Raw genomic sequence first — 12,259 nt, forward strand, 5'->3', positions numbered from 1 at the left:
TCGACGATCCCGCTACCGCAGGGAATAACCGCCGTCGCTGAACAGCGTATTGCCGGTCATGTTGGTGTTGTCGAGCAGGAACAGCGCCGCGTGTGCCTGCTCCTCAACCGTCGCCGGGCGCTGAACGAGGCAAAGCTTTCCCCAATATTCATAGGCGGGCTCGCGTATCTCGGCCGGCCGTTTGCGCCATAACTCGCTATCGGTTGTTCCCGGTGAAAGGCAATTGACGCGGATCGGATTGAGTTCAATGGCAAGTCCACGCGCCAGTCCTTCCAGCGCCGAATTACAGGCGGCGTAGGCCGGTGCACCAATAGGGCGCACGGATGCCGCGCCTGACATCAGAAGGACGGATGCGTCAGGCGTCAAACGGGGCAGGGCGGCGTGAATGGCCCAATATTGCCCCCAGAATTTCGCTCTGAACAGGTCCTCGCTGGTCTCCGGGTCGCCTTCCGCGAATGTGCCGGTGCTGTATGACGCTGCTGGCGTGAAAAGCCCGGAAAGTGAAGGGGCTTCGGCAAAGAATTGGGCAAGCGAGGCACGATCGGTGATTTCTACGGTGCGGCCTGAAGCCCGATCGCCCAATTCGGCGAGCGTCTTTGACAATCGTTCCTGAGAACGGCCGCCGAGCAGGACATGATCTCCCCGTTCAACGAGTTTGCGGGCGAGTGCCAATCCGATACCGGATGTGCCCCCGATGATGGCGTAGGTTTGATTTTTGCTCATGGAAGACATCTTACGTTACATCTTTCACGCGGTAGAAGCGCATAATTTTCCTTCGATTACGGAATGAAATTCGTTAGTAGAAACTATGCGACATCAATCCGGCGATGACATCGGCGCGTTTCTGGCAGTCTGCGAAGCGGGTAGCTTCGTCGCGGCATCGGTGCGCCTGCGGCTTTCGGCTTCCGCTGTGGCAAAGTCGGTGGGGCGATTGGAAAATCGGCTGGGTATAAGACTGTTTCAGCGCACGACACGCAGACTGCACCTGACGGCGGAGGGTGTGATTTATCGCGATGTTTGCCAGCGCGCGCGCAAGGAGATCGAGCGAACCGAGGCAGCAATCGCGGGTCTCGCGCAAGAACCGGTTGGCACACTCAATATCAGTTTGCCGCCGCTCTTTGGTGCGAGGATCGTTGCGCCGGCGCTCTATGCGCTCTGCCGGCAATGGGTGAACCTTGATTTCAGCATTTCCACCTCGACGGAACCAAGCAACCTCTTGGATGGCACGACCGATCTTGCGGTCAGGATTGGCGAAGTTCCGGATGTGAGCGGGCTCAAGGCTCGTTTGCTCGGTCACCAGCGCATTGTTCTCTGTGCTTCCAAGGCCTACTTTGAAGGGCGGCCGGTGCCGCAGAAAATTGAAGATCTGGCGGATCACACCGTGATCGCTTCTCCACGCAACGGTAAACCTGCGCCATGGCAGTTTCGCGGCGCTGAAAGCGAACTCCTGACCTGGCATCCCAAGGCGCGCCTTATGCTGGATGGAAGCCTGCTGACGTTTTCGGCAATTGTGGAAGGGCAGGGGCTCGGTCTTTTGCCCCGCTGGCTCATTCGTGACGAGCTGGCCAGCGGACGTCTGGTTTCCGTTCTGGATGAGCGGGTTGCCGGGCATTTGCCAATCCATGTGCTGTGGCCGGCTTCACCCCTCATGCTGCCTCGTTTGCGGGTGGCGATTGATGCCATTGTGCACGCCACGAGGCCTTTGTTTATGGATGGGACACTGGCCTAAGCGGCAGAAACATATGCGGACGAGCGCTGCCCCAGAAGAAAATTGGAGAATGTATCGCCCTCCCTCACAAGGGCGTGAAACCTTTCAGGCGATCATCCGTTAAGCGCCCATGACCGACGCTGACGCAGGACCGAAACCGGTCGATGGTGCCGACCAGAATGGTACCAAAACCGCATCCGCGAAGGATGCTCACGATACCGATGATCCCCTCCCGCCAGAGGAGATGGAAGCTGTTTTGGGCTTGACGCCTGAAGAGGCTGAACAGGCTCGTCGGAGATATTTGCTGAAGCGCTTCTGGATCAGCGCGCGAGGTTTCTGGAGCCGTCGTGGCGATGGGTTTGCATGGCCATTCTCGCTCGGGCTTCTGGCGATGATCGGCATAAATGTCGGCGTCCAATATGGCATCAATGTCTGGAATCGCGGGATCTTTGACGCGATTGAGAAAAGGGACGCGGCTACGGTCTATTTTCTCGGATCCGTTTTTCCGCCACTCGTCCTGGGAAGCGTCTTCATCGTGACCTCACAGGTCTATGTCAGGATGCGTATTCAGCGGCGCTGGCGCTCCTGGCTGACAAAGGCGCTGGTTGGAAGATGGATCGCAAATGGCCGTTATTATCAGCTCAATCTGATCGATGGCGACCACCAAAATCCGGAGGCGAGGCTTTCTGAGGATATGCGGATCGCCACCGAGGCACCCGTGGATTTCATTTCGGGTGTCATCGCTGCTTTTGTATCGGCTTCCACCTTTATTGTTGTTTTGTGGACGATTGGTGGCGCCCTGACGGTCTCGATCAGCGGTGCTGTGATAACGATCCCCGGCTTTCTCGTCATTGCGGCCGTCATCTATGCGCTCATCACATCCAGTTCCATAGCCTTCATTGCCCGGAACTTCGTCAAGGTTTCCGAAGTCAAAAACCAGGTCGAAGCGGAGTTCCGCTACACGCTCACCCGCGTCAGGGAAAATGGCGAGAGTATCGCCTTGCTTGGCGGCGAAGACGAGGAGCGCAGCGATCTCGACAAGAGGTTCGGCAATGTCCGGCGGCAGTGGCGGTTGATGGCGCAGCAATATATGCGCACGACAATTGTGTCGAATGGATCGATGCTGATTGCCCCCGTCGTGCCGGTTCTGCTCTGTGCGCCGAAATTTCTCGATGGAAGCATGTCCCTTGGCGAGGTGATGCAGTCCGCCTCCGCTTTCACCATCGTCCAGTCTGCATTTGGCTGGCTGGTCGACAATTATCCTCGCCTTGCCGACTGGAATGCCTGCGCGCGACGCGTTGCCTCCCTGATGATGTCGCTGGATGGCCTCGAACGGGCTGAAAAGAGCGATACTCTCGGTCGGATCGTGCGTGGCGAAACGGAAGGCGAGACAATACTTAGCCTCAAGGATGTTGCCGTTTCGCTGGGTGACGGAACGGCTGTCGTCAAAGAGACGGATGTCGAAATCGGCTCGGGCGAGAGGGTATTGGTGGCGGGGGAATCCGGATCGGGCAAGAGCACGCTGGTTCGGGCCATTTCCGGTCTTTGGCCATGGGGTGGGGGCAGCGTGAATTTCCGCGCCGGCAGCCGATTGTTCATGCTGCCGCAACGGCCCTATATTCCTGCCGGCACGCTACGTCGGGCTGTCTGCTATCCGCAAGCGGCTGAGAGCTGGACGCTGGAAGAGATCGGGGCGGCTCTCGACAAGGTTGGTCTCGGTCAACTCAAGGACAGGATCGAAGACGACGCGCCCTGGGACCAGACCTTGTCGGGCGGCGAAAAACAAAGGCTGACCTTCGCGCGCCTGTTATTGAATGCCCCCGATATCATCGTCATGGATGAGGCGACGGCAGCCCTGGACGAAAAAAGTCAGGACAAGATGATGCAAACGGTGATCGACGAACTACCCGACGCCACGATTATAAGCGTGGCGCATCGTGCCGAACTGGAAGCATTTCATAGCCGCAAGATCACACTGGAACGTCGGGACGGCGGCGCGAAGCTTGTCAGCGATATCGATCTCATTCCCCGCAAGGCGAGAGCAGGCTCGCTGCTTCGCCGAATGGTCAAGCGGAAGTGATGTTTCAGCCGAGACCTTGCTCTGACGTTACGAGCCCGTCTGAGAGAGAGGGAGGCGCGACGATGAGATGGCCAGAGGGAGCGCCGTTACAAGCACCGGCACGATCAGTGCCGACCATGCTGCCCCATAGCCGAAATGGTCGACAAGGAGACCGAATATGTAGGGGCCGATTGCCATGACCGCCAGACAAATGGTGGAAGCGAAGGCGATCGTTGATGCAATCGAACCTTTCGGCGCACTTTCGGCGATCTCCAGCAGGTAAAGCGGAAACCAGCCGATGCCGAATATGCCCAGCAGGACAAGCACGAACAGGATAACGGGTGCCGGGGTGCCGATGGGAAGGATTGCCAGGATTGCGGCAGTACCTGCGGCAATGATGGATACACGGCCGAATGATTGACCGCGAAGACCGGGCCGAAAGCGATCGCTGATCCATGGCAGCAGAATGCGGCCCGGAATGCCCGCAAGCTGTGTTGCGGCGAACATCGAGGAGGCGACAAAGAGGCCAAGCCCCAGTCCGTCAGCCATGAACCCGATGACATGCGCCGTAAGGGTAAATTGAAAGGCGGACATGGCAATGCCCAGCCGCAATACGGGCCAGAAACTGCTATTCTGACCGACGATGCGGACGAGTTTTGTCAGCGGAAGCGGTGGCTCCGTTTTTGCCGCCAAATCGCTTCCCTCGCGATACAGTCCCCAGAAAAGCGCAGCGCCCAGCACGGAGATAGCGGCGCAGAGCCATGCTGCGGCATGCCATCCGTAACGGACTGCCATAAAGGGAAGGAGAGCGGCTGCGATCATCGTTCCGAAGGGAACGGCTGCCTGTCGAAACCCTGTCGCGATGCCGCGTTTGGCGGGCGGGAACCAGCGCATGATCGCCCGCGTGCCACCCGGTTGGACCGCTGCATAAGTACCGCCCAGAAACGCGATGCAGACAAGCAGCGCAGGCAGGCTGTTTGCGAATGCCGCCGCACATGCCATCGCGATCGCCATGCCGAGCATGGCAATGCCGACGATGCGGCGTTCACCATGAATGTCGATGGCGCGGCCGAGCGTGAACATGGTCACGATCTGGATAGCGTTCATGACGGTGACGGCGAGTGACGCGGATGCAAGAGAGACGCCAAAGGCTTCACGCCAGAAGGGCACGAGAATGTAGATGCCCTGCGACACGAACGAGCCGGCGGTCTGCGTGCCGACTGCCACGGCAAGCACGGCCCAGATCCTGGGATCGGTGGCGGCAGCGGGTGCAGGCGAAGTCGAAGAAATCTGTGACGACACGGAAAAGCTCCTATCAAGAGTTTTCGTGCAATAGCCTTCCCGAGGAGCCGACAGAATTAAGGACTTGCACATTTCAATGATAACAGCTTGTTATGCAAGCCATGCGTTCATTGGATCCCATGGCCGTCGAGGCTTTTCTTCTTGTTGCCGAATTGCAGTCGTTCACCCGGGTTGCGGGCGTGATGAATACGTCGCAGGCCGCCATATCCCTGCGCCTGCGTCGGCTTGAAGAAATGTTGGGGCATCGCCTGGTCGAACGGACACCGCGCCGGGTGCGGTTGACGGCGGCAGGGGAACGCTTCCTGGAGCCGGCCCGCGCCTATGTCGCCGCCGGCCGTCGTGCGAGTGATGTCTTTGAGCAGGAGCCGACACGTCTGGCGATCGGCGTTACGCATCATCTGATCGGAGCCGACCTGCCTCGAATACTCCGGGTGATCAGTGAACTCGAGACTACCGTCACGCTCCATCTTCGTACAGCCGGCACAAGGACCCTGCTTGAACTCTACGATGCCGGAGAGCTCGATGCGATCGTCGTGTTGCGGCATGACGATATCCGGCGAGATGGTGAGCCTCTGTTTCAGGAAAGCTTTGGCTGGTACTCCAGCCCGGATTTTGATCTTCCTGCAAGCGCCCCGGTGCCGCTGGTTCTTCAACCGGAGCCCTGCAATTTACGAACCATGGCTCTTCGGGCGCTGGATAGCGTGGATATTGCCTGGCGCGAGGCTTTTGTGGGAACCGGGGCAACGGCGGTGGGAGCAGCGGCGGAAGCCGGCATCGGCATCGCGCTCCTGGCGCGAAGTGCCGCTCCCGCGGGTGTGCGGGAGGTGAGGAGCCGCTTTCTGCCGGCGCTTCCAAAACTGGATGTCGTGATGATTTCCACAGTGACCGGCGATCGTGCGAACTCCGCGCTCGCACGTATCACCCGTGCATTTCGATCATCCTGACGAGGCGGGTATTTGCCTTTTCCGGGTTTTGGAGAGCCGGTGCCGAAGTACCTTTGGTTCAACTGCCTCGTAAATTCTTTTAGTCATTGACCCCGTAAATTCTTGGCAGCCGCCGCAGAGCATCTTAGACTCGGCTGATTATATCGACATGGGTAGAAGGAGTTGACGATGAAGATCAGTGCGCGCAATCGCCTCAAGGGCAAGATCATCGATGTCGTCAAAGGGGCGACAACTGCGCATGTGCGTATCGATATCGGTGGCGGTATTGTCGTCACCTCATCCATCACCAATGATGCCGTCGATGAACTTGGACTGAAGGTCGGCGGGGACGCCTATGCTGTCGTCAAGGCATCGGACGTCATGGTCGCGGTGGACTGATCCGCCCCTCGGGCTTCTGACAAAAAAGCGCTGTCCGCTTATCTGTATATTGGGTGAGCGGAGAGCGCTCGCAAGTTAAGTCCTTGCCGATGGGCACTTAAGCGACTACCGATATATTCTCATAAACATATCGATGATCATCAATACCGGGGTGACTTATCAGCGCTGCCGCGTCGAATTTTAGGGACTGCCAGACCTTCAGGCCGAAACGGAATGGCCGCGTGCACCTTGAAATGGCGTTTGCGTCCCGATCACGAATATGTGCTCCGTGGGCTGTAACTTCCTCGGCCTCGCCCTCGTAAATATTGAAAGAATTGGTTCAACGGGAGGATCGAGCAATGGTGAACAGACGAGAGCTTCTCAAAGGGGCGGCATTCGCGGCGATTGCGCTTCAGCTTGGTGGCGGACGAGCGTTTGCCGCGACGGGTTCTTTCCCCATCACCCTGACCGATGAGGAATGGCGCAAACGCCTGACCCCGGATCAATATGAGGTTTTGCGGAAAGAGGGCACGGAATATCCGGGATCCAGCCCATTGCTGCATGAAAAACGCCGGGGCAATTTCGCCTGCGCCGGTTGCGATCAGGAGGCGTTTTCTTCCACCACCAAGTTCGAAAGTGGAACCGGGTGGCCGAGCTTCTGGGCCCCTCTGGAAAACGCGGTCGGCACCACACAGGACACCTCTCTTGGAATGGTGCGAACGGAGGTCCATTGCGCCCGTTGTGGCGGTCATCTGGGCCATGTTTTCGATGATGGTCCCAAGCCAACCGGTATTCGCTATTGCCTGAACGGCGTGGCGCTGAACTTCCATCCGACGTCGGCCTGACCGATAGGGAATATTGCGATGTTGCTGTTTCTTCTCGCCTATATAGGCGGCGTGCTGACGATCGTCAGTCCCTGCATCCTGCCGGTTTTGCCGTTTGTTTTTGCACGTGCCGGTCGACCTTTCGTGACCAGCATCCTTCCCATGCTGGTCGGCATGGCGGCAACCTTCGCCGGCGTGGCGACACTCGCGGCGGTCGGGGGCGGCTGGGCGGTCGAAGCCAATGAATATGGGCGGGTGGCGGCCATCACGCTGCTGGCAGTCTTTGGCCTGTTCCTGCTTTTCCCGTCATTGTCGGAGCGTCTGACCCGGCCGCTGGTGGCGCTGGGCGCGAGACTTTCGCAATCAGCCGACCGGGAAACAGGCCGTGGTTCGGCTGTCGCCGGATCGTTGATGCTCGGCGTCGCCACCGGCCTCCTGTGGGCCCCGTGCGCGGGACCGGTTCTCGGCCTCATTCTGACTGGAGCAGCACTGCAGGGAGCCAATGTCGGAACCTCGCTTCTGCTGCTTGCCTATGCGCTTGGCGCGGCGACGTCTTTGATGCTTGCCCTTCTGATCGGCGGCCGGGTTTTTCAGGCCATGAAACGTTCCATCGGGGCAGGGGAATGGATAAGGCGCGGCCTGGGTGTCGCCGTGCTTGTCGCGGTCGCCGCAATCGGCCTCGGCCTCGATACCGGCTTCCTGACACAGGCGTCGCTTGCCAGCACCTCAGCGCTCGAACAGAAGCTGATCGATGGATTGGGCGGCAAGCCGGATCAGGATATCGCTGGAGGCGGCGCGATGAAGCCCTCGACCGTGATGCAGAAGGATGCCGTGCAGAATGGCGCGATGCAGGGCAATCCCGCGATGATGTCTGCCAATCCGGCCGCGATGAGTGGCTTGAGCGCGATGATGATGCAGGGCAAGCCATCGGCGTCCACCGCAGAACAGCTTCCGGTCGAAGGCACCGCTCCGTCGCTCGCAGGCGCGGTTGAATGGCTCAATTCGCAACCCCTGAGCATGGAGCAGCTGAAGGGCAAGGTCGTGCTCGTCGACTTCTGGACCTATTCCTGCATCAACTGCCTGCGGTCTATCCCCTATGTCCGCGCCTGGGCCGAAAAATACAGGGATCAGGGACTTGTCGTGATCGGCGTGCACGCACCGGAATTCGCTTTTGAAAAACGCATCGACAATGTCAAAAAGGCGATTGCTGATCTCGGTATTGTTTACCCCGTCGCCGTCGATAATGACTATGCGATCTGGCGGGCATTCAGTAATCAATATTGGCCGGCGCATCACTTCATCGACGCAAAGGGACAGGTCCGCTACCATCATTTCGGTGAGGGCGAATACGACCGGTCGGAGCGTGTCATCCAGCAGCTTCTTGCGGAAGCGGGAAAGACGGATATCGTCGCGGTCACCGCAAGTGGCACGCAGGCGGCCTCCGACACGGCCGACGTGCAATCGCCGGAAACCTATGTCGGTTACGAACGGGCGCAGAACTTCATCAGTGCCGGCGGGATCGTCAACGATCAGGCCCACGCCTATGTCGAGGAAAAGCCCCGGCGCAACGAATGGGGTCTAACCGGCAACTGGACGGTTGGCGCTGAACATGCGGCATTGAATGACAGCGGCGGCGGCATTTATTATCGGTTCCGGGCCCGGGACCTGCATCTGGTCCTTGGTCCAGGTGCAGATGGCAAGCCGGTGCGCTTCCAGGTTACGATTGATGGCAAGCCGCCGCGTGAAGACCATGGCATGGATGTCGATCCCGATGGAAACGGCACCATTACCGAACAGCGCCTTTATCAACTCGTCCGCCAGAGTGGACCGGTAGAAGATCACACATTCGAAATCCGCTTTCTGGACGCTGGTCCCGAAGCCTATGCATTCACCTTCGGTTGAAAGGAAAAGGTCATGAGACGCATGTTTGCGTGGAAAGCGGTAACGGCAACGCTGGCCGTCGGATCCGCGATAATGTTGGCAAGTCTGAGTGTAGCCTCGGCGCAGGAAGGCATAGCGCTTCCCGCGCCTGCGGCTGATGTTTCCCCAGGCACCGCAGCCACCGAAACGGCGGTTTTTGCGGGCGGTTGTTTCTGGGGCGTGCAGGGTGTCTTCCAGCATGTGAGCGGCGTCAAAAACGCAGTCTCCGGTTATGCGGGCGGCGCAAGGCAGACGGCGAATTATGAAGCGGTTGGCAGTGGCAAGACCGGCCATGCGGAGGCCGTGAAGGTGACCTATGATTCGAAGCAGGTGACCTATGGTCATCTGCTGCAGATCTATTTTTCAGTCGCCCACGATCCGACCGAGCTTAACCGCCAGGGGCCGGATATCGGCACGCAGTATCGTTCCGCCATCTTTCCAGCAAATGAGGATCAGGGCCGTGTGGCGAAAGCCTATATTGCCCAGCTCAACAAGGCACGTCTTTACGACGCGGCGATCGTGACGACAATCGAGCCGGGCCATGCTTTTTATCCCGCCGAAGCCTACCATCAGGATTTCCTGACGAACAATCCGACCTATCCCTACATCGTCTATAACGACCTTCCGAAGCTCGAAAACCTGCGCAAGCTGTTTGCAAGGGATTTTCGCGAGAAGCCCGTGCTGGTCGCCGAGAACGGTATTTGATATCAGCCGTCAACCCAGACGATTAAGGAAGGTGCCGGACATGTTTGAAGCGGTCTCTATCGACACTGCCGACAAGACCGAGTTTTACCGCGCGCTCGCCCAGCAATTGCAGGCCTTGTTTGACGGAGAGGCGGACATGATCGCCAATGGCGCCAACATGTCGGCGCTGATCTATCAGATGATGCCAGACCTCAATTGGGCGGGTGTTTACCTCTTGAAGGGCGAGCAGCTGGTTCTTGGGCCCTTCCAGGGAAAACCTGCCTGTGTTCGCATCCCCGTTGGCCGCGGCGTTTGCGGCAGCGCCGTTGAGCGGAAGTCGTCGATCCTTGTTGAGGATGTCCACGCTTTCCCTGGCCACATCGCCTGTGACGCAGCCTCGCGCTCGGAACTGGTCGTCCCGATTTTTCGGGACGGTGCGACGATCGGTGTCATCGATCTCGATAGCCCTTTGCCGTCACGTTTCGATGCTGACGATCAGGCGGGTATCGAAAGGCTGGCGAAAATCTTCGCAGGTTCATTTTAGGCTGCAAGGAGAGGCCGCGGCTTGCAGAGGGGCGGTTCTGAAACGATCCGTCCTTCAGGCCAACTGGTCTTCCATGCCAAGAAAGCTGGTCGGCGTCATGTTCGTGACCTGCCGAAAGGCATGTGAGAACGAGGCGGTACTGGAAAAGCCGAATTCGGCCGCCACCCTGGCGATAGGGTTTCCTCTGGCGAGGTGATCCATGGCCTGCACGATACGAGCCCGTTGCCGCCAGGCCTTAAATGTCAGGCTTGTCTCTAAAGGAAAAAGCCTGCTCAGGGTTCGGACCGATGTCGCGGCTCTCGAGGCCAGTTCCTCAATGTTCAATCTGTTTTTATGGTCGTCGAGAGCCATATTGGCGACACGTATTCCGATCGTGCTCGTTGGCAGCGGCAGGAATGTGGGGGCATGGGCGGTGGATGTCAGTTCGTGTAGCATGAGCCTTGCAATGAGTTCGGCCTTCTCCTCCTCGATCTCGGCAACGAAAGCCGCCTCGAGCAGGGATTGCATGAGCGGGGTAACATGCAGGGCAAATGTACGCTCAAGCGGCATCGGCGGCGCCCATGCTCGCGCTGCCGATGGCTCCCAATGAACCATCCATAATTCCGCATCCGTCAGGACATCGACGCGATGGGCAACGCGGGCCGGAATCCAGACTGCGAGCTGGGAGGGCACCAACCACCGGCCCTCTTCGGTATGGACCTGCACCATGCCGGATGCCGCAAAGGTCAGTTGCGCCTCGTCATGGGCATGGATTGGCAAGCCGCCGCCGCGCGGCTTGAAGCCTCTTTGGAACATAAACGGACGTCCGGGCATGATTGGCCTCTCAGCGATGTCGATTGGCGGCACATCGATAAGGTGTTTGGCTAGCATGGAAGATGTCGATGGTCGAGGACTCATCGAAGCCGGAACAAAGGTGAGTGAAGATATGAAATCAGTGGTCATCAACGAATATGGCGACAACGCCGTGCTTACAGTTGCCGATGTTGAACGTCCGGAGCCGGGTCCCGGCGAGGTTTTGGTAAAGGTGCATGCGGCGGGCGTGAACCCCATCGACTGGAAGATCCGCAGCGGCGCCGGCCAGCGGATGGGCATGACCCTGCCGATCCATCTTGGTGGCGAGATCGCCGGCATTGTTGAAAAGCTTGGACCGGGCGTCGGCGAATTCAAACTGGGCGACGGTGTTTACGGCATCATCAAGGCCGGCGGGTTCTCGGAATATGCGGTCGCCAAAGTGACGGATATCGCAGGCAAACCTTCCAACCTGGAGTTCATCGAGACGGCTGCGGTGCCGCTCGGCGCCTTGACCGCGTGGCAGGCACTGTTCGATGTGGCCGGCCTTTCAAATGGCCAGCGCCTGCTCGTCACCAACAGCGCGGGCGGCGTCGGTTCTCTGGCTGTGCAGCTTGCCAGGGCGAGAGGGGCGCATGTCACCGCAATGGCGTCCGGTCGGAACGAGGGATACGTCCAAAGCCTCGGCGCGGACGAGTTTATCGACTATACGAAGCAGCCCTTCGAGCTGGTCGCTCACGATATGGATGTCGTCTTCGACACGGTTGGAAGCGACACGTTCAAGCGGGCGTTCGCCACTCTCAAACAGGGCGGTTTTCTGGTAACGGCGGTGGCTTTCCCCAGCGAAGAGGACAAGCGCCATGGCATCGGCGTCGCGCGTGTGCAGTGCAAGCCCGATGCGGAACAGCTCGCATCCATCCGCAAACTGGTCGAGCAGGAGAAGGTACGGCCCCATGTGGCAACCGTCCTGCCGCTTGCGAGCATAGGGCAAGCGCTGGAACTGTCCGAAAGCGGGCGCACCCGCGGCAAGATCGTTCTGCAGATCAACAGCTAGGGACAGCGGTTTCGCATCCGCATGGATGGAGGCTCCGGCTCACGCCGGAGCCTTTTCCTGGTCCGAAACATTGT

The 12,259-nt window shown here is 59.0% G+C and carries 12 protein-coding genes; 9 read left to right on the forward strand and 3 right to left on the reverse strand.

The window, feature by feature from the left end; genetic code table 11:
- Positions 1-12 precede the first annotated feature (12 nt).
- Complete coding sequence (locus AC1ROR_RS21290; RefSeq protein ID WP_498590649.1) at positions 13-723, reverse strand: SDR family oxidoreductase; 711 nt, start codon at positions 721-723, stop codon at positions 13-15.
- A gap of 85 nt (positions 724-808) precedes the next feature.
- Here AC1ROR_RS21290 and AC1ROR_RS21295 point away from each other — a divergent pair, with 85 nt between their 5' ends.
- Together AC1ROR_RS21295 and AC1ROR_RS21300 are read left to right on the forward strand one after the other, a co-directional pair.
- A complete protein-coding gene (locus AC1ROR_RS21295; protein WP_498590650.1) occupies positions 809-1,729 on the forward strand; it encodes a LysR family transcriptional regulator in 921 nt (306 codons plus the stop codon).
- 109 nt (positions 1,730-1,838) lie between these two features.
- The gene (locus tag AC1ROR_RS21300) at positions 1,839-3,788 is read left to right on the forward strand and encodes an ABC transporter ATP-binding protein/permease (RefSeq protein ID WP_498590651.1); all 1,950 of its coding nucleotides are present in this window, start codon (positions 1,839-1,841) and stop codon (positions 3,786-3,788) included.
- 27 nt (positions 3,789-3,815) lie between these two features.
- Here AC1ROR_RS21300 and AC1ROR_RS21305 read toward each other — a convergent pair whose 3' ends face one another.
- Entirely contained in the window at positions 3,816-5,069 is a 1,254-nt protein-coding gene (locus tag AC1ROR_RS21305; protein WP_498590652.1) for an MFS transporter, read from the reverse strand.
- A gap of 92 nt (positions 5,070-5,161) precedes the next feature.
- Between AC1ROR_RS21305 and AC1ROR_RS21310 the strand changes: the two genes are divergently transcribed.
- From AC1ROR_RS21310 to AC1ROR_RS21335, 6 genes are all read left to right on the forward strand, one after another.
- Positions 5,162-6,013 (forward strand): LysR family transcriptional regulator, encoded by an 852-nt coding sequence (locus tag AC1ROR_RS21310; RefSeq protein ID WP_498590653.1) that lies wholly within the window; start codon positions 5,162-5,164, stop codon positions 6,011-6,013.
- A gap of 168 nt (positions 6,014-6,181) precedes the next feature.
- Positions 6,182-6,391 carry a TOBE domain-containing protein gene (locus AC1ROR_RS21315; RefSeq protein ID WP_035223899.1) on the forward strand — a complete coding sequence of 70 codons (210 nt, stop codon included), beginning with the start codon at positions 6,182-6,184 and terminating at the stop codon, positions 6,389-6,391.
- A gap of 338 nt (positions 6,392-6,729) precedes the next feature.
- A complete protein-coding gene (msrB, locus tag AC1ROR_RS21320) occupies positions 6,730-7,215 on the forward strand; it encodes a peptide-methionine (R)-S-oxide reductase MsrB (RefSeq protein ID WP_498590654.1) in 486 nt (161 codons plus the stop codon).
- A gap of 18 nt (positions 7,216-7,233) precedes the next feature.
- Complete coding sequence (locus AC1ROR_RS21325) at positions 7,234-9,096, forward strand: cytochrome c biogenesis protein DipZ (RefSeq protein WP_498590655.1); 1,863 nt, start codon at positions 7,234-7,236, stop codon at positions 9,094-9,096.
- Positions 9,097-9,117: 21 nt separating this feature from the next.
- On the forward strand, positions 9,118-9,819 hold the full coding sequence (gene msrA / locus AC1ROR_RS21330; protein WP_498590790.1) for a peptide-methionine (S)-S-oxide reductase MsrA: 702 nt from the start codon (positions 9,118-9,120) through the stop codon (positions 9,817-9,819).
- Positions 9,820-9,859: 40 nt separating this feature from the next.
- Positions 9,860-10,342, forward strand: a complete 483-nt coding sequence (locus tag AC1ROR_RS21335) for a GAF domain-containing protein (RefSeq protein WP_498590656.1) — start codon at positions 9,860-9,862, stop codon at positions 10,340-10,342.
- Positions 10,343-10,396: 54 nt separating this feature from the next.
- Here AC1ROR_RS21335 and AC1ROR_RS21340 read toward each other — a convergent pair whose 3' ends face one another.
- On the reverse strand, positions 10,397-11,284 hold the full coding sequence (locus AC1ROR_RS21340; RefSeq protein WP_498590657.1) for an AraC family transcriptional regulator: 888 nt from the start codon (positions 11,282-11,284) through the stop codon (positions 10,397-10,399).
- Between AC1ROR_RS21340 and AC1ROR_RS21345 the strand changes: the two genes are divergently transcribed.
- Positions 11,268-12,185, forward strand: a complete 918-nt coding sequence (locus tag AC1ROR_RS21345) for an NADP-dependent oxidoreductase (protein WP_498590658.1) — start codon at positions 11,268-11,270, stop codon at positions 12,183-12,185. The two genes, AC1ROR_RS21340 and AC1ROR_RS21345, sit on opposite strands and share 17 nt — an antisense overlap.
- The last annotated feature ends 74 nt before the right edge of the window (positions 12,186-12,259 follow it).

The sequence above is a fragment of the Agrobacterium sp. GW821-FHT14E08 genome (assembly GCF_058803865.1).

Coding starts and splice junctions, on each gene's coding strand:
- AC1ROR_RS21325 (WP_498590655.1), top strand. CDS start 7,234: ATGTTGCTGTTTCTTCTCGCCTATATAGGCGGCGTGCTGACGATCGTC.
- AC1ROR_RS21340 (WP_498590657.1), bottom strand. CDS start 11,284: ATGACCACTGATTTCATATCTTCACTCACCTTTGTTCCGGCTTCGATG.
- AC1ROR_RS21315 (WP_035223899.1), top strand. CDS start 6,182: ATGAAGATCAGTGCGCGCAATCGCCTCAAGGGCAAGATCATCGATGTC.
- AC1ROR_RS21300 (WP_498590651.1), top strand. CDS start 1,839: ATGACCGACGCTGACGCAGGACCGAAACCGGTCGATGGTGCCGACCAG.
- msrB (WP_498590654.1), top strand. CDS start 6,730: ATGGTGAACAGACGAGAGCTTCTCAAAGGGGCGGCATTCGCGGCGATT.
- AC1ROR_RS21335 (WP_498590656.1), top strand. CDS start 9,860: ATGTTTGAAGCGGTCTCTATCGACACTGCCGACAAGACCGAGTTTTAC.
- AC1ROR_RS21310 (WP_498590653.1), top strand. CDS start 5,162: ATGCAAGCCATGCGTTCATTGGATCCCATGGCCGTCGAGGCTTTTCTT.
- msrA (WP_498590790.1), top strand. CDS start 9,118: ATGTTTGCGTGGAAAGCGGTAACGGCAACGCTGGCCGTCGGATCCGCG.
- AC1ROR_RS21295 (WP_498590650.1), top strand. CDS start 809: ATGCGACATCAATCCGGCGATGACATCGGCGCGTTTCTGGCAGTCTGC.
- AC1ROR_RS21345 (WP_498590658.1), top strand. CDS start 11,268: ATGAAATCAGTGGTCATCAACGAATATGGCGACAACGCCGTGCTTACA.
- AC1ROR_RS21290 (WP_498590649.1), bottom strand. CDS start 723: ATGAGCAAAAATCAAACCTACGCCATCATCGGGGGCACATCCGGTATC.